We start from the raw sequence: 24321 nt of genomic DNA, 5'->3' as shown, positions 1-24321 counted from the left end.
AAAGACATCCTCGTGTTGATTTCAAACTGCCGGTCAACCGGCGAACCGTGTCTCAGGAAGTCCTTTGACCCCGAGACCATGAATGGCGAACAGGGCCCCGGCACCGGGTTCCTTGGGCGGGATGCCGCGCATCGGGCGTCCCATGCTTGTGAAATAAAGAATGTCGAGATCGGGGCCGCCGAACATGATGCTCGTGACGTTGCGCACCGGGACCTCGATCACTCGGTCGATGATCCCATCCGGCGTGTATCGGACGATCCGGCCCCCGAGGACCTTTGCGTTCCAAATGAAGCCGTCTGTATCGACGGTCGCGCCGTCAACGGTGCTCGCGTAGCCGGCGTCGGATACAAAGAGACGCTTATGGCTGACGTCGCCCGTTTCGAGATCGTAATTGTACGCCCAGATTGCCTTGTGGTCGGAGTCACCGCAGTAGAAAGTCCGGCTGTCCGGGCTCCAGCATGGCGCATTGAAGCAGATGAATCCCGTATCCACCTGGCTGACGCGAAGGTCAGGGTCCAAGCGGTATAGTGACCCGTTACGGGCCGGCTTTCTGGGTATGGTCACGTCCAGCGGGTCGAAGTCGTAGCCCATGCACCCAGCGAAAAACCTGCCATGCCGATCCACCTTCCCGTCATTGAAACGATAGTCGGGCTCGTCGGCCAGCGGGTTTCCGACGTACTCGATCCGCTGGGTATCGAAGTCGTAGAGGGCGAACCCGCTTGCGAGAGCCAGCACTGCTCCTCCCTTTTCGCGCAGGGCCATGGAGCCGATGTAGGTCGGCACATAGAAGGTGCGAACGTCACTGCCGTCTTCAAGGCAGGACCATATTTCCCCTGCCGTGCTGTCCACCCAATACAAGCGCTGTTCGCGGATGTCCCAAACCGGGCCTTCGCCGAGATTGTTCTTGCAGTCCACTAGAAGTCGAATATCGGCCAACGCATCCTCCCTCGTTGGTCAGTGCCAACAAGTTAGAGGCAGGCGGTCTGGCCTCCGTCGACCGAGACGATCGCACCGGTCATGAAGCTTGCGTCTTTGGTGAGCAGGAAGACGATGACAGCCGCGATTTCATCGGGCTCGCCCATCCTGCCAATCGGATGCTTGGCGTTCACCCGCTCCACGGCAGCCGGGTCCTTCATCATGTACTCGGTGAACGGCGTCTTGGTCATGCCAGGCGCGACCGCGTTAACGCGAATGCCAAGCGGCCCGAGTTCGGGTGACATCGATTTCGTGATGCCGGAAACCGCGAACTTGGAGGCCACATAAGGCAGTCTGTTTGCGACGCCCAACACACCCGCGCCGGAGGAGATGTTCACGATCGCCCGGTCGCCGGCATCGTCCTTGACCGCTTGCACGAACGCTTGGCATAGGTTGATCGTGCCCTCGAGGTTCACGGCCATGACGCGACCGAAGCTCTCAGGTTCGACATCGACGATGCTGCCGACACCCTTGATGCCTGCACAATTCACCAGGCCGTGCAGCGCGCCGTGACGTTTGCGCACATCCGCAACCGCCTCAATGGACGCGGAGTGATCGCAGACATCCAGTGCGATTCCTTCCACTCTCGTCCGGTCGCCGATCTCCTGGACGACTTTCGAGACGCCCTCCTCCGTGACATCGACGGCGATCACGCTCGCGCCCTCGGCGTGCAGCCTCTTGACGGTAGCCGCGCCAATGCCGCTGCCTGCTCCCGTTACCAAGACCACTTTCCCCTCAAATCTTTGCATACTTTCTCCTCCATGCCGACGAACCTATTCGGGAAACGTCGTTATAATTTCGTATATGAAATAGGCTTTCATATGTTGAAGTTGCCGTCAACATTTTATTTGTGCAATTGGGTTTCAAATGCAAAAGGGCCCAGCGAGACGCCGAGCCCTTCAGAAAGATATTATCCTGTATCCTACCGATCGACGGCCGCTCCGGCACCCATCCTTCTTGAGAGGTCCCGACATGTCTCCACAAGCGCATCACGCGCTTCCGGAACTGGCACGTGTGATGCGCTGTTGAGCCTGTGGATGAATGGGGTCGTGATCGCGGCTATAGCCTTACCCGTGTAGTCGAAAATCGGCGCTGACAAGTTCGTCACTCCGGCGAGCGTTAGCGAGGGGCCCTCGCAATACCCAACAGCGCGGACAGCCGGAAGATCGGCCAGAAACTTGTCCCGGCGCTCCCCGGCCTCCGTTCCGGCCAAAGTGAGCAGGTGCTCCAGAGCAGCGTCATCCATGAAAGCTGCCAACACACGTCCGGATGCCGAATCGAAAATCGGGATCTGCGCTCCGAGTCGAACCGAGTTCAGATTGTTGTCGGGGCAGTCGACCTGCGCGACGACAAGTAGCCGGCCGCTCTGGAGAATACAGAGGTGGATGGACTGGTTGATCCGGTTTGCCAGCTTCTGCATCGCGTCACCCGCAATCGCGGTCAGCCGCCGGATCGGAGGGTGGCGGTGGGCTACTTCGAACAACTTTGTTGTCAGCTGGTATCGGTCATCCCCGCTAAGCTCGACGTAACCCCGCTGACTAAGGACTACCAGCATGCGGAAGATTTCGGAGGTGGTTCTGCCGAGCATCTTACCGATCTCGACTTGCGTCAGGCCATCGCTGGCGGATGCCAGTAGCTCCAGAATGTCGAGGCCTTTGGTGAGCGCCGGCGCGCGATATTTCTCGTCTTCGGCGGACATGTCGGTCACTGTCACTTCATCCTCGATCAGCTGCGTTGCGGCTACGATTCATCACATAGCTGTTCCATCGCGTCACGATAAGCGCCTCGAGGCCGACCGCGCCAGCCAAAAAACGCAATATCGAATGGGGCCCGCGAACCTTCGACACCGAAGGCGATTCAGCCTCGTCCCAACGTCCGTAACATATAACGCACGATTATAACCTCGCGCGCTCATTTGGGCTTTCGGCTTTACAGAGTTGGCTCGACGGGTTCGATTATGCGCGTCGCGGGCCACTTTCGGCAGTTTGCGCTGTAGTCCGACGGGAGGTCGGCCTCGGTGTCAATCGCGGCGTGGATCTTTACCAGGGGGAGAATTGCATGATTACGAGAAGATCAGTTTTGCTCGGTACCACCGCAGCACTTTCAGTCGGACTACTTTCGCGGGCGTCGGACGCTCTCGCTGCCGAATGGCCTGCACGACCGATAACAATCAACATCGGAAACGCGCCAGGCGGCGATGATGACACGCTCAGCCGTTTCCTAGCGCAGACAGCGAGTGAGGAACTCGGACAGCCTGTCGTAATCGAAAATCGCGCGGGCGGTTCGACCACAGTCGCGGGCAACGCCGTCGCTGGAGCCAAGCCGGACGGATACAATATTCTCTGCCTGATAACAGCCGGCCTGGTGCAGACGGTCCTCAGAGATAACCTTCAGTACGGCCTCGATGACTTTGTACCGATTGTCGAAATCGGCGGCTACCCGCTGGCGCTCATCGTCTCTGCGAAGGCAGGGATCACGAGCATCGAAGAGCTGATGGCTATTGCCAAATCGCCGGACGGCGTAACATTTGCCAGCGGCGGTGTGGGCACGATGGGCCACCTTACCGGCACGATGTTCCTCAAGGAGGCCGGGGGCAAAGGCGTCCACGTCTCGTATAAGAACAACCCCGAGGGCATCCAGGCTCTCGCAGGCGGGTTTACCCAGATGATCTTCGCTTCGGCTCGAGAAGCCGCCTTGCTCAAGGATGACCCGAACTTGCGGATTTTGGCGGTCACATCGCCCGCCCGTACCGCCAACATGCCGAACGTTCCGACGACGGCTGAGATCGGCTATCCGCAGATTAACTCGCGCGTCTGGTACAGCTACGCCGCGCCAAAGGGCGTTCCCGACGAGGTGGTGACAAAGTTCTCAGCTGCGATCGTAAAGGGCGTCAACGACCCCAAATTCCAGGAACGGTTCACGCCGCTGTCCTTCCAGACCGACATCAAGACCGGGGCCGAACTCGCCTCTTTCCTGAAGGGCGAGCAGGACAAGTTTCGCAAGGTCATTACGGAAAACAACATTCGACTGAACAACTGAGCTGGCGGCAACCGCACCAGCAAATGAACGGCGGACGGCTGGGGACCGCTGTGCAATCGCCGATGGGACCCGTTTTCGCTGCGGGCCTATCGGCGAAACGCCATTCCCTGCCCAGCAACACGAATTCTAGGAGTGAAGATGCGCAGCTACCAACTTTTCATTGACGGGCAGTTCACCGATGGGGAACGCGGAGAGCGTATCGAGAGCTTGGACCCATATCACGGCAAGCCGTGGGCTGAACTGGCTCGGGCGACTCGTGACGATGTCGACCGCGCAGTGAAGGCAGCACGCGAGGCGCTCGACAGCGGCCCTTGGTCGAAGCTTAGTGCCACCGCTCGCGGCAGGATCATGCGGAAAATTGGCGATCTCATCACGCGTGATGCCGACCGCATCGCAGAGATCGAAGCCCGCGACAACGGCAAACTCCTTGCAGAGGTCCGCGGCCAGCTCAACGGCGTGGCCGAGTGTTGGTACTACTATGCCGGTCTTGCGGACAAGATCGAGGGCGCGTGGATGCCCGTCGAGAAGCCCGACACGATGGCGTTCACGATGCGCGAACCCATCGGTGTGGTCGCGGCTCTCACCGCCTGGAATTCTCCGATTTGGTTTGCGACGGTGAAAAGTGCGCCCGCTTTGGCGGCTGGCTGTACGGTCGTCGTCAAGCCGTCCGAATTCGCGTCCGCGAGTACGCTTGAGCTGGCATCTCTCATCAAAGAAGCCGGGATGCCCGACGGGGCGTTCAATGTTGTCACCGGCTATGGACATGATGTGGGCGCGGCACTCGTCGAACATCCCGACGTCGCCATGATAACCTTCACGGGCTCGGATCTGACCGGGGCCAAAATCTACGAGACCGCCGCCAAACACATGAAGCGGGTCGCGCTCGAACTGGGGGGCAAGTCGCCGAACATCGTTTTCGAAGACGCCGACCTTGATCTGGCGGCAGCGGGCGTTGTGTCCGGAATCTTCGGTGCCGCCGGGCAGATGTGCACGGCTGGCTCCCGGCTCCTCGTACAGAAATCAATCAAGGACGTTTTCACTACCAAATTGGTGGATCTCGCCCGATACATCAGGATGGGCGATCCGATGGACCCGGAAACCAACGTCGGCCCGATCTCGACCCCGCCGCAGTTTCAGAAGGTCCTCGATTACATCGAGATCGCCCGCAAGGACGGGGCACAATGCATCCTGGGCGGCAACAGAGCCACCGGAGCGGGCCTGAGCGCAGGGCAGTTCGTACAGCCAACCATCTTCTCCGACGTCACGAACGACATGAGAATCGCACAGGAAGAAGTCTTCGGACCGATCTTATCCATCATCGAGTTCGATTCCGAAGAAGATGCCACGAGGATCGGCAATGACATCGCCTATGGCCTTGTGGCAGGCGTGTGGACCCAAAACATTGGCCGCGCCATGCGTATGACGAAGGCACTCAAGGTGGGAACCGTCTGGGTGAACACCTACCGCGCTTACAGTTTCATGATGCCGTTCGGCGGCACCAAGAAGTCCGGTCTAGGTCGAGAAAGCGGTATCGAGGCGATCAACGAATACCTCGAGACCAAGAGCGTCTTCCTGTCGACGGCGACCGAAGGCCCGACCAATCCCTTCATCATGAGGTAGCGCAACCGTGCAAGCGACGCCGACTTCATTTCACATATTCGGGACACGAGAAAGTTTACAGCCATGAGCGCATCATCCCAGTCAACGCCGACACAGACCAAAAGCCGATCCGATCGATTGGCGGGGCGACGGATTATCGTCACCGGGGCTGCTTCCGGAATTGGCCGAACCACAGCCACTCTTTTCGCGGCGGAAGGTGCCAAGGTCACATTGTTCGATCGGAATGCCGAAGCGCTCGGTAAGGTCGCCGATGAAATTCCCGCAAGGTATTGCACGGTCGACATTACCAACGAAGCCGAAGTTGCGAAGGCAGTTGAAAAAGCGGCCTCCGAAATGGGCGGCATAGACGGTCTGATCAATGCGGCGGGCATCATGTCCAAGGGGCTTGCCACCGAAGTGCCCGCCGACGAATGGCGTCGTATCATCGAGGTCAATCTGACCGGCACCTACATCGTCGCCCGCTCATGCATTCCATTTCTGCAATTGCATGACCACTCGACGATCGTGAACATCGCCTCGGCTCAGGGGCTTTTGCCGAACGCTCCGGGCCACACGGCATACGCTGCATCAAAGGGCGGTGTCGTGAACCTGACCCGCGCTCTTGCCGCTGAACTCGCACCAAAGATCAGGGTCAACAGCATTGCCCCGGGCATGGTCGACACCCCAATGGCGGACGGCTACCGCGCCAACGTCGGCAACTATGCGCTAAAGCGGCTGGCCGATCCGGAAGAGATCGCACGAGCCCTTTTGTTTCTTACGTCGTCGGAATCCTCCTACGTCACGGGCGCTGCGCTCGCGGTCGACGGCGGCCGATCCTTCCACTGAAAACAAAACAAGGGGAACACTCAAATGCAAAACGATCAAGTTGCTCCGTCTCCACGTCGTCCGCTGGGTGCGAAAGATGTAACGGCCGGCGTTTTCCTGGTCGCCGTCGCACTCGCCGGACTTTTTTACAACCAGTACTATGAAATTGGTTCAGCCGCCCAAATGGGTCCCGGCTATATGCCGATGCTCGTCTTCAGCCTGCTGGGCCTACTCGGGGCAGCGGTGGCTATCCTCGGCATCAAAGGTGAGCACGACCCACTGGAGAGTTGGGCTTGGCGGGAGATGGTCTTGATCCTCGGCGCGATGGCCGCTTTCGGGGTCCTGATCGAGCATGTCGGGATGGCCGTCTCGGTCGCAGTCGTCGTTGTAATCAGTGGCCTCGCTGACAGAGACCAGACGATCAAGGGGATCGCCGGCTTAACCGTGGCCCTCGTAGCGATCTGTTGGGCAGTCTTCACGCTTGGGCTTGGCTTGAACGTGTCGTTCCTGCCGCCATTCACCCAGTTCTAAGCGAGGCAGCAATGATTGAGAACCTCGCCCTTGGCCTTTCGGTTGCGATGACCTTTCACAACCTTGGGTTCGCCTTCATCGGCTGTATGATTGGGACGGCGATAGGTGTCCTCCCTGGTATCGGACCACTCGCGACCATTGCCCTCCTGCTCCCGCTGACCTTTGCGTTGGACCCGATAACCGCGCTAATCATGCTCTCCGGCATCTATTACGGTGCGCAGTACGGCGGCTCCACATCAGCCATCCTTTTGAACCTTCCCGGCGAAGTCACAGCTGTAGTGACGACGCTCGAGGGACACAAGATGGCGAAACGTGGTCGCGCTGGCGCGGCATTGGCCACTGCCGCAATCGGATCTTTCTTCGCAGGAACGGTCGCGACACTTGTGGTCGCTGCTTCTGGTCCGGTCCTGACCAACCTCGCTCTTTCTTTCGGTCCTGCCGAGTATTTCTCTCTGATCCTTCTTGGCCTGATCATCGCAACGGTGCTTGCCCAGGGCAGCATCTTCAAGTCGATCGCGATGCTGGTGCTCGGGGTGGCGCTGGGCCTTGTTGGCACCGACGTGCAGAGCGGCCAAGTCCGTTTCTCGTTCGGATTCTTTGAACTGTTCGAGGGCATCGATTTCGTGGCCGTGGCCATGGGCATTTTCGGTGTCGCCGAGATCATCCGCAATCTGGAAAACCCGGAAAATCGCAGCGGGACCGTAGCTAAGGTCGGCAGCCTTATGCTGACAAAGGAAGAGTTCAAGCGGGCAACGCCATCGGTCATTCGCGGCACGATCGTCGGGTCGATCCTCGGAATTCTTCCCGGTGGTGGCTTGGCACTTTCGACTTTCGCCTCGTACATGCTCGAACGGAAGGTCTCGAAGTATGGCCACGAGTTCGGGACCGGAGCAATCGAGGGCGTTGCCGGACCCGAAAGCGCGAATAACGCTGCCTCGCAGACGTCGTTCATTCCGATGCTCACCCTCGGCATCCCCGCGAATGCAGTGATGGCTCTGATGATCGGCGGCCTGATGATCCACGGCATCCAGCCCGGCCCCGGCGTGATCCAGGCACAGCCTGAGCTATTCTGGGGTTTGATAGCCAGCATGTGGATCGGAAACCTGATGCTGCTCGTGATCAATCTGCCTTTGATCGGGATGTGGGTGTCGCTCCTGAGGCTTCCGTACAAGTATCTCTATCCGGCGATCCTCGTGTTCTGCGCCATCGGCGTCTATTCGGTGAACTATTCTGCGCTCAACGTTTTCGAGACAGTCCTCTTCGGCTTACTTGGATACCTGTTCTTCAAGCTCACACTCGAGCCGGCACCGCTGCTGATCGGCTTCGTGTTGGGACCGATGCTGGAAGAATACCTCAGGCGGGCGATGGTGGTTTCCCGTGGAAGTGCTTGGGTCTTTGTTGAGCGTCCTGTTAGCGCAGTGCTGCTGGGCATTGCAGCCCTCGCTCTTGGTGCGATGCTACTTCCCTCCATTCGCCACAAGAAGAACGAGGCGCTTGAGGAATAGAGCCAGCGCTCGAATTCGCCAATCAATCGGCGGCCCGACTAGATTTGTAGTCGGGTCGACTGTCCCTTATGAAGTCTTGTCCGCCGCACTGGCGACATCCAGATCCGATTCTTCACGGCCGATGTGTTGCCGTCGATCGACGAGGGATCAAAGTTGGAGCTGTTAGCCGGACTTCGTAGTTCGCACTTCGCGAGACGTTGTCGAGCAGCTCGATCGCGCGGGTCGCTATTTGATCGAAAGGCACCCTTAGCGTAGTTAATGGCGTCGGAAGATGCCGCACAACCGGGATATCGTTATACCCGACGATCGAAACATGACGGGGTACCTCGATCCCAAGAGACGCCAGCCGGGCAATAGCGCCAATGGCGATGTTGTCGTTTACGGCAAAAATTGCCGACGGCCGCTCTTCCGTTGAAAAGAGAGAGGACGCTGCGTCAGCCCCGGCGTCCAAATCGAAATTTGTTTCCAGCACCCATTCCTCATTAACCCCAATGCCGGCTTCATGCAAAGCTCGCCGAAAGCCTACCTGCCGCGCGACCGCGCTCGACGCAAATGACCTGCCAGCGATCATGGCAATTCGCCGATGTCCGAGGTCAAGCAGATGCCGCGTTGCAAGGTATCCGCCAAGCTCATCGTCACCCAGCGAGGCAGGTCCATCGCCGTTTGTCCGCAGAGCAAGTACGAAAGGAACTCCCCGTGCTCTTAGCGCCTGCGTGAACGGATCGCCAACTTTAATCGAACTAAGAACCAAGCCGTCAACGCCGCGACGAAGCAAGGTTTCAGCCGCGTGCTGCTCGGCTTCCGGTTTCTCGTCAGTGGTTGCCACGATCGCGAAACGGCCCACACGGAGGCACGCGCGCGCAAGCTCCTCATAGATCATCGCCATAACAGTATCAGTCAGGCGCGGCACAATGATTCCAACGGTCGAGGTCGTTCCGCGTCTCAGGTTAACCGCTGAGACGTCGCGGATATATCCAAGGTTAGAGGCTGCTTGCCTAACCCGCTTTGCTGTCGCGCTCTCAGAACGTGGGAGTCTTTCGTCGAGGATACGAGAAACGGTCGATTTGGAAACGCCGGCAGCAGCCGCGACCTCATATAGGGTTATACGGCTCGCGCGCTCTCGCTGGTCATCGTCATCCTGCACGCCCGTCTCTCCCTTACTGAGAACAAGGTAGAATCCTCGGTCCGACAATGGACCCACTGTCAACCACCGAGCAATACATTTGGGAACGTTCCCGGGAAGCATATTACATGACGTTTTAACTACTACGTGGTGTAGCCATTTTACAGCGGCACATATCATACGCTTGTTGTATGAGAAGTAGCTACGGGGGTCCGGCAGATGGAGAAGTTCGGGTCGACCGGAAGTGAGGAGTAGCCGACACTGCCAACTGCAACTGGATCCACCCGAAGCAGATCCCGACGCAGCATCGGCCAGCACTGTAACAATCTCAGAGGCAATAACGTCCCCGGCTACGTCGCCGGCGCGAAGGCTCCTTTGCGACACCTACAGGAACCGGGAAGTGTATTGATCAAGTCGAGGAGGACAACATGATCACACGTTCGATTAATTCGGTGCGACTATTGGTGGGGGCGTCCGCTCTGGTCGTCGGCATGGCAGCTCTGCCCATAAGAGCATCCAATGCTGCCGCTGACGGTGGTAGCCTCGACGAGTACGCGAATATCGTGAAAGACGCTTCGTCTACGCCCGTTTGGAATGGGCCTACGGAAACGGCACCGGCCCCTAAAGGAAAGTTCCTTGTCGAAGTCTCCTGCACTCATGCCGTGGAAGGTTGCAAGAACAACTCAGAGGCGGCCGAGGATGTGGCGAAGCGCCTTGGCTGGACCTATAAGGTAATAGTTGTAGCCGACCCGACCGGATACGATGCGGCAGTTCAGACAGCGATAAATGCAGGCGCTGACGGCATCATTCTGAATGGCGTGGACAACAAACTGATCTCTGGAGGTATCGCTGCGGCCAAGGCCAAGAAGATTCCCTTGGTTAGTCCCCAGATGTTCAACGAGGTCGGCCCGAATGGAGTGGACGCCGACGTTTCTTCGGACGCTCGCCAAATTGGCAAGATCATCGCGGCCAAGGCCATCATCGACCACGGTGGCAAGATGCATGTCTTGGCGCTGAACATCGCCGAGTGGCCCCTACCCGTAATGATCATGGACGGCGTGAAGGAAACCTTCGCCAGCTGCAAGACCTGCGAAATAACCTACGCGCAACCGATCGATTTCACGTCATCGGTCATTGGAACCACGCTTCCGCAGCAGGTCGTTGCGGCAATACGGCGTGATCCCAAGATCAACGTCGTGATCGAGGGCATTGACCCGATGACGAATTTCATTGTTCCCGCGATAAATGCCGCAGGGATGCAAGACTCGGTAAAGATTTATTCCGCGCTCGGAAATCCTGGTCCGGTTCAGCTTATGCGCGACCGCAACGTACTGGCTGCGGACGTGGGAGTTTCTCTGAAATGGGGCGTTTGGGGCGCGCTTGATCAGATGATCCGGCTGATGAATGGGCAACCTACAATTCCGCAGGTTGTGCCCGTTCAATTACTTTCGAACGACGCAACCGATGCCTTGCCCGAGCCCGGTAAAGCTTACACGGGTGAAGCCAGCGGTTTCGTCGAGAAGTATCAGGCTCTCTGGGGCGTGAAGTAAGCGTTGGCCGTGGAGGAGCCTCGATGACATACATTGATGTAAGCCAACCGGAGCCAGCAGTTGTTGCGACTGGCATTGTGAAGCACTTTGGGCCAAGAGCGGTGCTTTCCAACGTCGATATCACAGTGATGAGGTCTCAAGTGCACGCTCTGATTGGAGCCAATGGTTCCGGGAAGTCGACACTGTCGAAGATTATCGCAGGTTTCTACAGGCGAGACGGAGGTCACATTTCGATCAGCGGTAACGCGGTCCCCGTTAACGCTGGCGTCGCCGGAACCGAAGCTTATGGTGTGCGCGTGGTTCATCAGGATCTGGGCCTGATCGACGGCGTTTCCGTACTAGAGAATATTGCCGTGGGAAAGGGCTACACCCGGACGCGCGTCGGGACCATCGATTGGGGGGCGACCAACCGTCGTGCTAGGGCGGCCCTGGCAATGGTCGGCTTGGAGGGCTTAGACCCCGCGGCAGCGGTGGACAAGCTTGCAACTTGGCAACGCGTGGCAGTCGCGTGTGCACGAGCGCTCTTCGATGGTCTCGAACGCGTCCGCCTGCTCATTCTAGATGAAATAACCGCGGCTCTGCCGCCAGGTGAAGTCCGCCTTGTGCTCGACCTCGTCCGGCGTCTCAAGGAGTTGGGTGCAGGTATCCTTTACGTCACTCATCGTTTCGAGGAGGTTATGGATGTCACCGATCACATCACAGTTTTACGAGACGGCAAGCTTCTGGTTTCGGTGCCGACGTCACAGACGACAACGCGGCAGCTTGTAGAGTGGGTCTCAGGGGACAAGGTCCCGGAAGTTGATGCAGTTCGGACTCGCATTGTCTCGGATGTGGCTGTTCTTGAAATCGATCGACTGACAACGAGTCGATTGAAAAACGTATCGCTGACAATCTCGAAAGGTGAAATTTGCGGAGTGATCGGCCGAGCTGGTTGTGGGCGCAGTGCCCTTGGTCGAACGCTGTTCGGGAAAGAGCGCATCGTCTCCGGCTCACTAACGTTGTCCGGGCAGCGATTTACTCCGCACCATCCGAGGGACGCCATCATTCGCGGCGTAGCATATGTCCCGCAGGACCGGCAACGGGCGGGTATACTGCCGGGAGCATCCGTCCGCGAGAACTTCACGATTACCAATCTTAGCAAGATCACCCGTGGCGGCCGTATTTCGGGGGGCCGCGAACGCGGCCTGGTCGCGCAGTTGATACGTCACCACAACGTAATTCCCGCGGACAGTGAGGCATCCATTCACAACCTCAGCGGCGGCAATCAGCAGAAAATTGTCGTCGGGCGCTGGGACCTTACAGACAATATTTTGTTTGTGTTGGACGAGCCGACTGAAGGTGTCGATGCCGCAGCACGTGCCAGCATCTACAACCACATACGTGCATGCGCCGCCGGCGGAGCAGCTGTTCTGCTGCTTTCTTCGAGTCTTGAGGAAATCGCCGACGTGTGCACCCGTGCAATTTGCCTGACCGATGGTCGCATAACGCACGAGATAGAAGGTGACGCGTTGAACGTCCGAAACATGGAGCATCTGTTGGTCGGGCAAATTTCCGATTTCTCACCGCCACCTGAACCAAGAAGAGCGATGGATTGAATCAATGAAGACTTCCACTTCCCCGTCCGGAGAGGTTCAGACCGCCAGCGCAAAGACGGCCCCAATGAACAATGCGACAAGACGAGTCAGCGCGATCGGACAAGTTGCGCGCTTTGGAGTGCCGATCTTCACGCTCGCTTTGGTGATGATATTCACCGTTATCAACCCAACCACCTTTCTGACCGTGCCAAATGCCCAGGTGGTAGCTGCCAGTAACAGTTTGGCACTCGTCTTGGCACTCGGTGCCCTCGTCCCGTTGATTGCCGGAGAATTCGACCTGTCAATCGGCTTCAATCTTGAACTTAATGCCGTCATTTCGGCTGTTCTGTTGGGTCAGATGGGGATGAGCATCCCGACTGTTCTGTTGATTGTTTTATGCACAGGCTTGATCATCGGCCTCTTGAACGGGTTGCTGATCACCCAAGTGGGTATCAGCTCCTTCATTGCGACATTGGGGATCGGCTCTCTCGCTGCAGCGGCATCAATTTACCTAACAGGCGGAGCCATTCTCATACAGGGCATTCCTCGTGGTCTGGTATCCTTTGGCCAAGGTTCGACCGTTGGGATACCGAATATGGTGATGATCGGCGTTGTGGCGCTGGTGGTGTTCTGGTTAATTCTTGAGAACTTGCCTTTCGGGCGAAACCTTCTTGCCGTCGGCTTGTCGCGGAAAGCCAGCGAGCTGGTTGGTATTCGCACGCGCTTGATGATCACGGCTTCGTTCGCAATCTCAGGAGTGATCGCGGCCCTTTGCGGATTTCTGGCCCTCAGTCGGGTTGGCGCGGCCAGCTCCGGCATTGGGACCAGCTACCTTCTTCCGGCGCTAGCCGCATGTTTTCTGGGCGCTACTACCGTGCACATTGGCAGATTCAACCCACTAGGCACGGCTTTCGCCGTGCTGTTGGTTGCCGTCGGTTTGAATGGACTTCAACTGTTTGGAGTTCCTGGTTGGGCTGAACCGGCCTTCAACGGAGGTACGCTTTTGGTTGCCGTCGGCGCATCGGCAATCGCAGCCCGCCGTCGTTAAATCTCCAAGACATCAAGCGGTGCGACACGCGCGCACCAATCGTTTCTCTGAGGGCGAACATGGACAATCTAGTTTCGATTGAAGAAATAAACCGGGCACACCGCGAACTCTCCAACTGGGGTCGCTGGGGAGACGACGATCAAATTGGCACCCTGAACTTGGTGACGCCTGAATGCATAGCCGCGGCTGCACAGCTCAGTCAACAAGGCAAGGTATTCGCGTTGGGTGCGTCCTTGAAATGGCCGCTTCAAACCGGTGGGGCAACTGCAAGGTGGAATCCGATCCATACCTTTATGCGGGACGGAGCCGACATCTGTTGCATGCCTGTCGATCAGCAGAACCAATATACGGACGATGCGATCTACATGCCGCTGCAATGCTCTACTCACTGGGATGCGCTTTGCCACGTTTTCCATTGCGGCGAAGCGTATAACGGTCGAAAGGCCGGTCAATTCGGCTCGGATGGCGCAGGCTTTTTGGGAATAGATCGAACCGCCGGCAAACTGGTCGGCCGCGGCGTCCTTTTGGATGTAGCGAGATACAAGGGTGTCCAGCATCTTGATTTTGAATACGCGATAACCAACGATGATCTCGACGCATGCGCACACCAACAAGGCGTACAAGTACGCAGCGGGGATTTCGTCATAATTCGAACGGGATACCAAGAGAAGTTCATCTCGGAGGGCAATTGGCATGGCCATTCGACCTCGGCTGCTCCCGGGGTCGCTTTCGAAAATTGCCGCTGGCTTCGGGAACGAGACGTCGCCGGAGTGGCCTCCGACACATATGCTGTCGAAGTCGTGCCCGTCGGTGCAGTCGGATATAACTTTCCATGGCACGCTGTTGTGATACCGGGCATTGGGGTTTCTGTAGGCGAAATGTTCTATCTCAAAGAGTTGGCAGAAGACTGCGCGCAGGATGGAATTTTCGAGTTCTTCTTCTGCTCGCCTGCTCTCAATCTGCCAGGAGGAACAGGTTCACCATCCAACCCCTATGCAATCAAATGAGTACGATTGTGGGATCCGGCCTGAGATATCGACCGGTGGGTTAAGAATATAAAGCCAGGTCGATGGGAGCGGTGTGTCTGCGGAAGCGAGTTTGGCCAATCCGTTAGCCGTAGACGCCAGGTGCGCAATTCTTCAACTGGTGACGCATAAGGATGGGCCCGATGAGTCATCAACTATCGTCTTGTGATGCCATGCATTCCGGGTCCGTGCCCGTTCCGCCCGATGGTGACTTCGTGCTTGAAGCATTGAACATCCGCCTTGCCTGATTTCCCGTCAATGACACAAGTTATCTTCGATAACGCCCTGCTAGCCGCCAGCCGGATGCCAGAGACACTCCTGCACCGCAGAAGAACAGGACATTGCCTTCATCTCGCACAATCACTAGCCCGTCGGGGAATATCTGAACCCTTCTCATTGAAACGCACGCCCCGCTCCTCAACGTGAACCGGTCGCACAACTGCGACATACACGTCTGTGTGCGCGACGGATAAATCAATCTCAAGTACCGAGGCAACTTGTAGTGGATGGCGTGAGTATCTTTGGAAGCCAACGCGGGTGCGCCCACCACGATTGTCAAAGCGGCGATGGCGCAATGGCACGCCTCACAAACGAGGCGTGCCGGCTTGGTGGAAGGGCGGCCAATGGATTGAGTCCCAAACCGGGATCAATCAACAGAGGCATATCCCGGCCTCTTGTAGAGCGTATCCCTCCGGCCCTTGATCTCAGGCACGAAGACATCGCTCTCCCATTTATCAGCAGGGACGTCCTCGATCGCAACAGAGACAGCCTCGTCTCTACTTCCAAGAACGCTCATCAGCGTTTCCGCAAGGCGATCTGAAAGCTCTTGCTTCTGGGTTGCGGAACGGCCTTCAATCATCTTCACAACTATGTGCGGCATATCAAATTCATGCGCCTGAGTACTGGTCGTCACTGACGTGTTCCAACCAGTCTACGACTTTACCATCAAGGTTCTCCTGGATAGCAATGTGCGTCATTGCCGTGGTGGGCGATGCGCCGTGCCAATGCCTTTCGCCAGGTTCAAACCAGACTACGTCGCCTGGGCGGATTTCCTCAATGGGCCCTCCCTCGCGCTGCACGCGTCCCACGCCGGCCGTCACGATGAGCGTTTGCCCGAGGGGATGCGTGTGCCAGGCGGTCCGTGCGCCGGGTTCGAACGTCACCGAGCCGCCCGCACCGCGCCGCGCGTCGTTTGCTGCAAATAAGGGATCAATGCGAACTGTTCCCGTAAACCAGTCTGCGGGACCTTTTCCCGACGACTGGCTGCCGTTTTTGTCGATATTCATAGGGAGACTCCTTTATGATACAGGCAGCGTGGCCCGTCCCACCAATATAGCGTCCCTGACGATCCCGATTAGGCTCCTAAATCGGCAAGTTGTTATGTAGATAGCTCATGAATAGCTAAGTTTGTGCCCATCGCCCCGAAGAGCGCAGCTGGGCCCATTTTTGCTATCGCTCTAGGGCCGGGGCTTTGCCGCGGCATAGCGAAGGTTGACCATCCCGTGGCCAAGCGTCTGGCACTCGATGAGAGAAAGCTCTACCTTGCCAGCGAGGCCGTCTGTGCCGAATTCCACAACGCTATCGGTGCCGGATCGAGCTTCCAAGGCAGGCGCAACAATGAAGTTGAGTTCATCCACCAATCCGGCCGCCAGCAGCGCACCGTTGGTCGCAGCACCACCTTCAAGCACGATCCGTTCAACACCAAGCTCCCTGTTCACGACGTCAAGCAACTTCCCGACGTCGAAATCGGCGGTCTCGGCGACCACATACGATACGCCGTCGGCAGCCAACTCGGCGAGATAGCTGTCAGGGACGTCGCGCCCCAGGAGAGTGATGATATGATCGCCGAAGAGGTCCGGTCCCATGTAATGTACTGCGCCCGATCGGTCTATTGCGACCCCGAAGCTCTTCGCGTCTCGGTTTGCGAAATGGGAGGGCCTACTAACGTTGTACGGACCCTCCGGTGCGTGAGGAACGCCTTTGGCCATCTCGACCATGGTGGCGCGGCCGACCATCCAAGCTTGGCACCTGAGTTCTTCGCGCACCTTATCGCAAACTTTCGAAAAATCGGGCCGATCACCGTCCGGTGATTTGGTCCATCGGCTCGGATGAAGACTTCCATCCGGTGACGTCAGCATCAAACATGCGATAAAAGGTTTCACGAGCGGTTCCTCCCTCTCCGATATCGATCGGACAGATTTGGAGTGGGTGTCTGCCAACTTCAGATGGCGTAATAATCTACGCCATCAAGGGGATAAGTCCGACAATCGACTTCTTAGCATCGCCATAGAACATCCGTGTGTTCTCCCTAAAAAACAGGGGGTTTTCAATCCCGGAGTAACCCGTCCCCTGCCCGCGCTTGGAAACGAACACGTGTTTCGCTTTCCAGACTTCCAGCACCGGCATGCCCGCGATCGGAGAGTTCGGGTCTTCGAGGGCTGCCGGGTTTACGATATCGTTGGAGCCGATGACGATGACGACGTCTGTGCTCGCGAAATCGTCGTTGATCTCTTCCATCTCGAGAACGATATCATACGGTACCCTGGCCTCGGCCAGCAGGACGTTCATATGGCCGGGCAGACGTCCTGCGACAGGATGGATCGCGAAACGGACCGTCTTGCCGGCAGCTCGTAGCTTTCGAGTCAATTCCGAGACCGCCTGCTGAGCCTGAGCTACGGCCATTCCGTAACCCGGGACGATGACCACGGTTTCTGCATCGTTCAGGGCTGACGCGACGCCTTCCGCGTCGATGGCAATCTGTTCGCCGATGATTTCCATTGCCGGCCCCTTCACGGCTCCGAAGCCTCCGAGAATGACGGAAACGAAGGAGCGGTTCATCGCCTTGCACATTATGTAGGACAGGATCGCGCCGGACGAGCCTACCAACGCACCGGTCACGATGAGCAAGTCGTTGCCGAGCGTGAACCCGATCGCCGCTGCAGCCCAGCCCGAGTAGCTATTGAGCATGGATACCACAACGGGCATGTCCGCGCCGCCGATCCCCATGATGAGATGGTAGCCGATGAAGAAGGCGAGAAGGGTCATCACGCCGAGGGGCCAAATGCCGCCTTGGTTCACGTAGACCAAGAGAAGGATAAGCGAAAGAATTGCAGCGCCAGCATTGAGGAAATGGCCACCGGACAACTTCTTTCCTCTCCCGTCAACCTTGCCAGCCAGCTTTCCGAACGCCACCACCGATCCCGTGAAGGTCACGGAACCGATAAACACACCGAGGAAGACTTCCACCTTCATGATCGAAAGCTCGACCGGAGTTTTATGGGCCAGAATACCCGCGAACCCATCGAGCATCGTACGCAGGTTCTCATCCATGACCGAAATGCGGGCGGCCTCCAGATGCGCGTTAAAGCCGATGAAAACCGCCGCCAATCCGACGAATGAGTGGAGCGCGGCAACGAGTTGCGGCATCTCGGTCATCTGCACTCTGCTCGCCACGAAGTAGCCGAGAATAGCACCCCCGGCGATCATCCCACCGATGATGAGCCAATTTCCGACACCAGGTCCGAGGATGGTGGCCACGGCAGCAAGTGCCATTCCAACAATGCCATACCAGACAGCCCGTTTCGCACTTTCCTGTCCCGAAAGACCGCCCAACGACAGAATGAATAGAACAGCCGCGGCGATATACGCTGCGGAGACAACACCGATTGCCATGATTTCCCCTCAGATTAAGACCGCTGGAACATGGCGAGCATGCGCCGTGTCACCAGGAAGCCCCCGACGATATTGATGGTGGCGATAAGTACGGAGACCGCCGCGAGTATCGTCACCAACCAATCGCTGGAGCCGATCTGAAGCAGAGCACCGAGTATAACGATTCCCGAGACAGCATTGGTTACGGCCATCAACGGGGTATGCAAGGAGTGGGAGACGTTCCAGATGACCTGGAAGCCCACAAAGCAGGCCAGTGCGAAAACGACCAAATGTGACATAAAGCTGGATGGAGCGAATGCGCCGAGGACCAGTAGAAAGGCCGTTCCCACCGCGAGCAAAAGCCCTTGGCCCTTGGTCTGTGCACGAAAGGCAGCAATCTCAGCAACGCGTTTCTCCTCGGGAGTAGGCTCTTTCGCCTTCTCGCGTGGCTTCTGCGCGGCGATAGCCTGGACCTTAGGTGGCGGTGGAGGGAAAGTAAGCCCGCCCTCGAACGAAACTGTTGATCCGCGGATCACATCGTCGTCCATGTTGTGGACGATCCGACCATCTTTGCCAGGTGTGAGGTCGGCCAACATGTGTCTGATGTTCATGGCATAAAGCGAGGAAGCCTGGGCGGCCATACGGCTTGGGAAATCAGTGTAGCCAATCACGACAACACCATTCTCCGAGACGACTTTCTCGTCCGGACGCGTAAGGTCGCAGTTGCCGCCACGCTCGGCGGCCAAGTCGACGATTACCGAGCCAGGCTTCATGGCTCCAACCATGTCTGCCAGCCAGAGTTTGGGAGCGTCCCGACCTGGGATAAGCGCCGTCGTGATGACGATATCCACCGCAGGCGCGAGCTCGCGGAACTTTGCTAATTGTTTCTCGCGGAACTCCGGCGACGAAGGCGCGGCGTATCCGCCGGTCGCCGACCCGTCCTGCTGCTCCGCGAAGTCTAGGTAGACGAACTCGGCTCCCATCGACTCGATCTGTTCGGCCACCTCTGGTCGAACGTCGAAAGCCAGAGTGATCGCGCCCAGCGACGTCGCTGTACCGATTGATGCAAGTCCGGCCACGCCGGCACCAATGACCAACACCTTCGCAGGTGGCACCTTGCCTGCGGCCGTGACCTGCCCAGTAAAGAAGCGCCCGAAATTGTTGCCGGCTTCGATGACTGCGCGATAGCCTGCGATATTCGCCATCGAAGACAATGCATCCATCTTCTGCGCGCGGGATATGCGAGGGACCATGTCCATTGCGATGGCGTTGACGCCCTTCCCGACTGCCTGTTCGAGAAGTGGTCCGTTCTGCGCGGGGTAAAAGAAGGAAATCAGCGTCTTTCCTGCGGCGAGGAGATCCATCTCTTGGGGCTGCGGAGGTCGAACTTTTACGACGACGTCAGCGATAGAGAATAGCGTTTTGGCGTCCGCGACTACCTCGACGCCAGCAGCTCGGTAGGCGGCGTCGGGGTATCCCGACGAATTCCCCGCGCCACTCTCCACGAAACACGAGTGACCGAGTTTCAGAAGTTGCTTCGCACTGTCTGGTGTGAGTGCCACTCGAGCCTCCCGGTCGAGGGTCTCCTTTGGTGATCCGATTTTCATTTGGGTTCTGTCCTAAAACGAGCGCGGTAAGACGCGACGATGGAACGACGCCCTCGCGGCGTCGGTTGCAGTGCTGCATGATGTCGATGGGTACCGTGGACGCGCTTGGTCGCTTATGCGACCAAGCGCTGCCCTGTGGCTACGAATGCCAGGTTAGTCAAATACGAAGACGCCTTTGCCGATCTTTCGTTGCTCGAAGAGAGCGTACGCTTCAACGGCGTCCTCCAGCTGGAACTGATGAGTGAAGAGGGAATCCAGGTCGATCCCTCGTTCAGCGACAAACCCTGCACATTCGTCTTGGAGGTTTTTGTTGAAAGTGAGGGAGCCCACGAGGTTCTTCTGCTTGGTGATGAGGTCGTTGCATTCGAACTGCATCGAGCCATGGACTCCGACCAAGCAGGTAGTGCCCCACTGCTTGATGGCCTGCAATGCTTGATTGCGGGCAACGGCATTGGAACTGCATTCAATCGCCTTATCGGCACCAAGGCCGCCCCTGGTTAGGTCGCGAATAGCCTGTACGGGATCGTCCTTCATCGGGTTTATGACGAAGTCGGCACCGAACTTCTGCGCCATTTCAAGACGCTCCTCGCCCACGTCCAGCGCAATCACGCGGGCCCCGAAGGCCTTCGCGAAGACCGTGCAGCTAAGCCCGACAGGACCCTGACCGAAGATCGCAATCGTCTCGTCCGCGAGCAGGTTGACCCTTTTCAAGGCCGCGTAGGCAGTTCCACTACCACATCCGACAGCCGCACCCGCGTTGAACGAGAGTTGCTCGGGCAATTTTATGATCGTATGAGCCGGCACCTTCATGAAAGGTGCATGCGCACCGTGGCCGTTCCCGCCGAATGCAATTCGCGTATGATCGCAGTTCTGCATCCACCCCGTTCGGCAATTCGAGCAGGTCCGGCAGCCATCGTAGTGATAGACCATCACGCGATCGCCGACGCGGGCTTCCCACGGGCGGACGGCTGATCCAACTTCTTCAATGATCCCGCAGGGCTCGTGGCCCTCGATGACGATCTGATCCTCACGTCGCCTGGGCTCGTTGAGGTGGTTCAAATCGCTCCCGCACATTCCTGACGACTTGACCCGAACTACGACTTCATCTGGGCCAGGAGTTGGATCCGGGAAATCCCGGAATTCCATTTTACCTTCTCCAAGAAATACCAGACCTTTCATACGGGGATCCTCCACATGCCGTTTTGAGGTGATCGGGCACGCTCAAGCTAAAGCTAAAGCCCTCTCCTGCATCTCTGAACTATCCACGCTGGTTACAAATCTGGATGTCCAGCACAATAGGCGACGGGTCACAAACCGGCTCTGCTCGAAGCGGGTTATAGTATTTTGTTATATCGCGACTGAGACCGTTTTGACACTTCAGATACCCATCCCTTTGGGATCGTTGTGCCTGCGGCTGGGCCACTCAGAGCCCATATAATTCCGCATTATACCCCTTCCGCCGCGCCACTATTTTGAGTGGTTCTAGCATGTTACCGAATTGATAACGGGACAGCTGTGCAAGGTGGCACACCGGAGGAAAACGCCACTCTTCAACGCTATGGATCATTTGTTCCCTAGCGACTTTGGTTTCAAGCGACCAGGCATAGAATACCGGAATAACAGGTACCGGAAGCTCAGTCTCAACGCACTCGGCGACCGAACGGCAACACTGCATTTGGGAGGATTCCATGCACGCTACACAGAACAGGTATCGCACGCACTCCAAGTCCGTATCGGGATCGATCTTTCGGTCGTCTGCTATTGCACTGACGGCTCTTCTCTTCGCCGGCTCCGCCATGGCGAAGGATCTAACATTCGGTTACGTCCCGGCAAGCCTCGAATATCCCTACAACGTCATGACGGCCAAGGGCTTCGAGGAGGCCGCCAAAGAAAAGGGCGTTAAAACAGTCGTCATTGACCCACGCGGCAGCGTGGAAAAGCAGGGGAACTCCCTCGACGATCTACTATCTCAGAAGGTCGATGCAATTGGTTTCCTCCCGCTCGACTCCGTCGTCGCGGAAGGGTTTGTTGACAAGGTCAACGACGCCAAGGTGCCAATCGTAGCTATCGCACTACAGGTGGGCGATTCAGCGAAGCGTCAACTGAAGGACCCCTACCCAGGCCTATCGGCCCTCGTTGCAACGGATAACTATCAGTCCGGAGTTGTTGCTGGCGAGATGGCAGCTGGTCTATTGCCAAAAGACAAGACAGCTAAAATTGGCATCGTCATGGGTGATCCGGCCTACACGATCGTCAAGCTCGATACAGACGGTTTTAAAGCCGCACTGGACAAGGCTGGGGCGAAATACACCATCGTTGCCGAGCAGCCGACGAACTGGACACCTGATGAAGGCGAAGCCGTTTGCCAGAATTTCCTGACGGCTCATCCCGACATCGACCTGATCTACAGCCATGCCGACGACATGGCGATTGGATGTGCACGCGCAATCGACGCATCCAACTCCAAGCCTAAGCTCATCGCCACCGGCGGCGGATCTAAACTCGGCCACGACGCGATCCTTGCCGGGGAAATGTATGGCTCGGTCTGCACGAGACCTAAACTCCTCGGCAAGCTGATGTTTGATGCCCTATACGAGGCTGCGACAAAGCCGGAAACTCCCAAAGGTCGCTTCGTGTCTTACGACATGCCTCCGATCACGAAGGAAACTATCGACTCCTGCCCTGAGCAGTGGTGAGATCTTTCGATTGATGAATGGGAGGTGTCCTATGCAACACGATAACCCTATCATGCAATTACGTGGTGTTGTTAAGGGATTTCCCAATGGCACACTCGCCCTGCGCGGTGTCGATCTCGACATCGAGCAGGGTAAGGTCCACGGCCTGCTCGGCGCAAATGGAGCTGGCAAATCCACGCTGATCAAAATCCTGTCGGGCGCTTATTGGGCCACACTGGGAGAGATCATCTGGCGCGGCAAGCCCATCAAGTGGGACAGCCCCAAGGCTGCCAATGACATGGGCGTTGCCACTGTCCACCAACACATTCCGTTGGTCCCGACCCTTTCGGTTCTCGAGAACATTTATCTTGGGAACCGGGGCCTGTGGCGGCTCGCGTCGAGTAGCCGCCGTGACTACGAAGAGCTCTGCCAGCGCATCGGCTATCGGCTCGATCCCGATGCGCTGGTTGGAAACCTATCCATCGGCGAGCGCCAGATGGTCTCGATCATGACTGCCGTTGGCACGGGCGCAGATCTGATTGTCATGGACGAACCGACTGCCTCGCTGGCGGCCGAAGAACGCGAACTCGTTTACGCGACCGTCCGTCGGCTTTCGAAAGGCGAGAACAAAGCGATCCTGTTCGTCAGCCACTTCCTTGATGAAGTGATGGCCCTTACCGACCAGGTGACGGTCTTGCGTGACGGGACCGCTGTCCTCCGTGCCAATACAGCAGACCTGGACGAAGACCGTATCGCAGAGGCAATCGTCGGGAAACAGATCGTAGCACTCGAGCGCCAAGCTCAGGAACGGGAACCGACGACAGGCAAGGCTCGGCTGCAATTGCAGAACCTTGCCTCAAAGGGTCGGTTCGGCCCGATTTCGCTCAACGTCGCTCGCGGCGAGGTCATCGGCGTTGCCGGCCTTCTCGGTTCGGGTCGAAGTGAACTGCTGCACGCGATCTATGGGTCCGATCGCGATGCGACGGGAACTGTTCTCCTCGACGGAGAGATTGTCCCGAGAAATACACGTGCGGCCGTGAAGGCTGGGATGGGCATGGTCCCCGAAGACCGTATGGCCCAGGGCCTGGTGCCCGACTTCGAGATTTGGCGGAACACCACGTTGCCGGCTCTCGGCGGCGTCTCCGTATTGAACTCGATGCCAATCGAGGATCGCGAGCGCGAGCGAGGCTGGGAAGCTATCCGCATGCTTTCGATCAAAGCGAGTTCCCCGGACATCCTCGTCACGGAACTCAGCGGCGGCAACGCACAGAAGGTGACGATCGCCAAGTGGCTTTTCAGTGACGTGAAATTGTTCCTGCTCGACGAGCCCACGGCTGGTATCGACATTGGAGCAAAGACAGACATCCTGCGGCTTGTCCGCAAGTTGGCCAGCGAAGGCCAGTCCATCATCATCGTCTCGTCTGAGTTCGAGGAACTCCTGGCCGTATCGGACCGCATCATCGTTCTCAGGGACGGCAAGTGCGTAGCGGTTCGCGATGGCCACAAAACATCAGAACACGAATTGCTTCTGCTTGCCGGCGGGCAGGCTGCTTCCACTGAAGCTGCCGTTCACTAACCGGCATCGTTGAGAAAG

21 protein-coding genes are annotated in these 24321 nt (G+C 57.6%); 11 read left to right on the top strand and 10 right to left on the bottom strand.

The window, feature by feature from the left end:
• Nucleotides 1-33: 33 nt before the first annotated feature.
• The 3 genes from ASC97_RS19440 to ASC97_RS19430 all read right to left on the bottom strand — a co-directional run bounded on the left by ASC97_RS19440 (nucleotide 34) and on the right by ASC97_RS19430 (nucleotide 2674).
• Nucleotides 34-936 (bottom strand): SMP-30/gluconolactonase/LRE family protein, encoded by a 903-nt coding sequence (locus ASC97_RS19440; protein ID WP_057470003.1) that lies wholly within the window; start codon nucleotides 934-936, stop codon nucleotides 34-36.
• Between the two features lie 32 nt (nucleotides 937-968).
• Nucleotides 969-1724, bottom strand: a complete 756-nt coding sequence (locus ASC97_RS19435; RefSeq protein WP_057470002.1) for an SDR family NAD(P)-dependent oxidoreductase — start codon at nucleotides 1722-1724, stop codon at nucleotides 969-971.
• A gap of 173 nt (nucleotides 1725-1897) precedes the next feature.
• Nucleotides 1898-2674, bottom strand: a complete 777-nt coding sequence (locus tag ASC97_RS19430) for an IclR family transcriptional regulator (protein WP_057470001.1) — start codon at nucleotides 2672-2674, stop codon at nucleotides 1898-1900.
• A gap of 359 nt (nucleotides 2675-3033) precedes the next feature.
• Here ASC97_RS19430 and ASC97_RS19425 point away from each other — a divergent pair, with 359 nt between their 5' ends.
• From ASC97_RS19425 to ASC97_RS19405, 5 genes are all read left to right on the top strand, one after another.
• On the top strand, nucleotides 3034-4014 hold the full coding sequence (locus ASC97_RS19425; protein WP_057470000.1) for a Bug family tripartite tricarboxylate transporter substrate binding protein: 981 nt from the start codon (nucleotides 3034-3036) through the stop codon (nucleotides 4012-4014).
• A gap of 138 nt (nucleotides 4015-4152) precedes the next feature.
• A complete protein-coding gene (locus ASC97_RS19420) occupies nucleotides 4153-5634 on the top strand; it encodes an aldehyde dehydrogenase (RefSeq protein WP_057469999.1) in 1482 nt (493 codons plus the stop codon).
• Nucleotides 5635-5697: 63 nt separating this feature from the next.
• Entirely contained in the window at nucleotides 5698-6459 is a 762-nt protein-coding gene (locus ASC97_RS19415; protein ID WP_057469998.1) for an SDR family NAD(P)-dependent oxidoreductase, read from the top strand.
• Between the two features lie 24 nt (nucleotides 6460-6483).
• Nucleotides 6484-6969 (top strand): tripartite tricarboxylate transporter TctB family protein, encoded by a 486-nt coding sequence (locus tag ASC97_RS19410; protein WP_057469997.1) that lies wholly within the window; start codon nucleotides 6484-6486, stop codon nucleotides 6967-6969.
• 11 nt (nucleotides 6970-6980) lie between these two features.
• Nucleotides 6981-8474: a tripartite tricarboxylate transporter permease gene (locus ASC97_RS19405; protein ID WP_057469996.1), complete on the top strand. Its 1494-nt coding sequence runs from the start codon at nucleotides 6981-6983 to the stop codon at nucleotides 8472-8474.
• 112 nt (nucleotides 8475-8586) lie between these two features.
• Here the strand turns inward: ASC97_RS19405 and ASC97_RS19400 are convergent, their stop codons facing one another.
• Nucleotides 8587-9618, bottom strand: a complete 1032-nt coding sequence (locus ASC97_RS19400) for a LacI family DNA-binding transcriptional regulator (RefSeq protein WP_057469995.1) — start codon at nucleotides 9616-9618, stop codon at nucleotides 8587-8589.
• A 407-nt stretch (nucleotides 9619-10025) separates the two neighbouring features.
• Here ASC97_RS19400 and ASC97_RS19395 point away from each other — a divergent pair, with 407 nt between their 5' ends.
• The 4 genes from ASC97_RS19395 (at nucleotide 10026) to ASC97_RS19380 (ending at nucleotide 14776) form a co-directional block, all read left to right on the top strand.
• Nucleotides 10026-11147 (top strand): sugar ABC transporter substrate-binding protein, encoded by a 1122-nt coding sequence (locus ASC97_RS19395; protein ID WP_082530074.1) that lies wholly within the window; start codon nucleotides 10026-10028, stop codon nucleotides 11145-11147.
• A gap of 23 nt (nucleotides 11148-11170) precedes the next feature.
• Nucleotides 11171-12742 (top strand): sugar ABC transporter ATP-binding protein, encoded by a 1572-nt coding sequence (locus tag ASC97_RS19390; RefSeq protein WP_057469993.1) that lies wholly within the window; start codon nucleotides 11171-11173, stop codon nucleotides 12740-12742.
• Nucleotides 12743-12806: 64 nt separating this feature from the next.
• Nucleotides 12807-13769 (top strand): ABC transporter permease, encoded by a 963-nt coding sequence (locus tag ASC97_RS19385; RefSeq protein ID WP_057469992.1) that lies wholly within the window; start codon nucleotides 12807-12809, stop codon nucleotides 13767-13769.
• 59 nt (nucleotides 13770-13828) lie between these two features.
• Nucleotides 13829-14776 carry a cyclase family protein gene (locus tag ASC97_RS19380; RefSeq protein WP_057469991.1) on the top strand — a complete coding sequence of 316 codons (948 nt, stop codon included), beginning with the start codon at nucleotides 13829-13831 and terminating at the stop codon, nucleotides 14774-14776.
• A gap of 664 nt (nucleotides 14777-15440) precedes the next feature.
• On the opposite strand, the gene ASC97_RS19375 is transcribed toward ASC97_RS19380, so the two are convergent.
• The 6 genes from ASC97_RS19375 to ASC97_RS19350 all read right to left on the bottom strand — a co-directional run bounded on the left by ASC97_RS19375 (nucleotide 15441) and on the right by ASC97_RS19350 (nucleotide 21198).
• A complete protein-coding gene (locus ASC97_RS19375; protein WP_057469990.1) occupies nucleotides 15441-15674 on the bottom strand; it encodes a tautomerase family protein in 234 nt (77 codons plus the stop codon).
• Between the two features lie 7 nt (nucleotides 15675-15681).
• On the bottom strand, nucleotides 15682-16080 hold the full coding sequence (locus ASC97_RS19370; protein WP_057469989.1) for a (R)-mandelonitrile lyase: 399 nt from the start codon (nucleotides 16078-16080) through the stop codon (nucleotides 15682-15684).
• Between the two features lie 171 nt (nucleotides 16081-16251).
• A complete protein-coding gene (locus tag ASC97_RS19365) occupies nucleotides 16252-16956 on the bottom strand; it encodes a RibD family protein (protein WP_057469988.1) in 705 nt (234 codons plus the stop codon).
• A 76-nt stretch (nucleotides 16957-17032) separates the two neighbouring features.
• Nucleotides 17033-18466 (bottom strand): NAD(P)(+) transhydrogenase (Re/Si-specific) subunit beta, encoded by a 1434-nt coding sequence (locus ASC97_RS19360; RefSeq protein ID WP_057469987.1) that lies wholly within the window; start codon nucleotides 18464-18466, stop codon nucleotides 17033-17035.
• Between the two features lie 14 nt (nucleotides 18467-18480).
• Nucleotides 18481-20052, bottom strand: coding sequence for a Re/Si-specific NAD(P)(+) transhydrogenase subunit alpha (locus ASC97_RS19355; RefSeq protein WP_057469986.1), 1572 nt, complete (start codon nucleotides 20050-20052; stop codon nucleotides 18481-18483).
• A gap of 153 nt (nucleotides 20053-20205) precedes the next feature.
• Nucleotides 20206-21198: a zinc-dependent alcohol dehydrogenase family protein gene (locus ASC97_RS19350; protein WP_274534160.1), complete on the bottom strand. Its 993-nt coding sequence runs from the start codon at nucleotides 21196-21198 to the stop codon at nucleotides 20206-20208.
• 650 nt (nucleotides 21199-21848) lie between these two features.
• On the opposite strand from ASC97_RS19350, the gene ASC97_RS19345 reads away from it, so the two are divergent.
• Nucleotides 21849-22748 carry a sugar ABC transporter substrate-binding protein gene (locus tag ASC97_RS19345; protein ID WP_443216758.1) on the top strand — a complete coding sequence of 300 codons (900 nt, stop codon included), beginning with the start codon at nucleotides 21849-21851 and terminating at the stop codon, nucleotides 22746-22748.
• A gap of 31 nt (nucleotides 22749-22779) precedes the next feature.
• Nucleotides 22780-24303 carry a sugar ABC transporter ATP-binding protein gene (locus tag ASC97_RS19340; RefSeq protein WP_057469983.1) on the top strand — a complete coding sequence of 508 codons (1524 nt, stop codon included), beginning with the start codon at nucleotides 22780-22782 and terminating at the stop codon, nucleotides 24301-24303.
• Nucleotides 24304-24321 lie beyond the last annotated feature (18 nt).

The organism is Rhizobium sp. Root1203, from assembly GCF_001424945.1.
Taxonomy (GTDB): Bacteria; Pseudomonadota; Alphaproteobacteria; order Rhizobiales; family Rhizobiaceae; genus Rhizobium.
The sequence above is the reverse complement of the archived record's forward strand: the minus strand, read 5'-3'. Positions and strand labels throughout refer to the sequence as shown.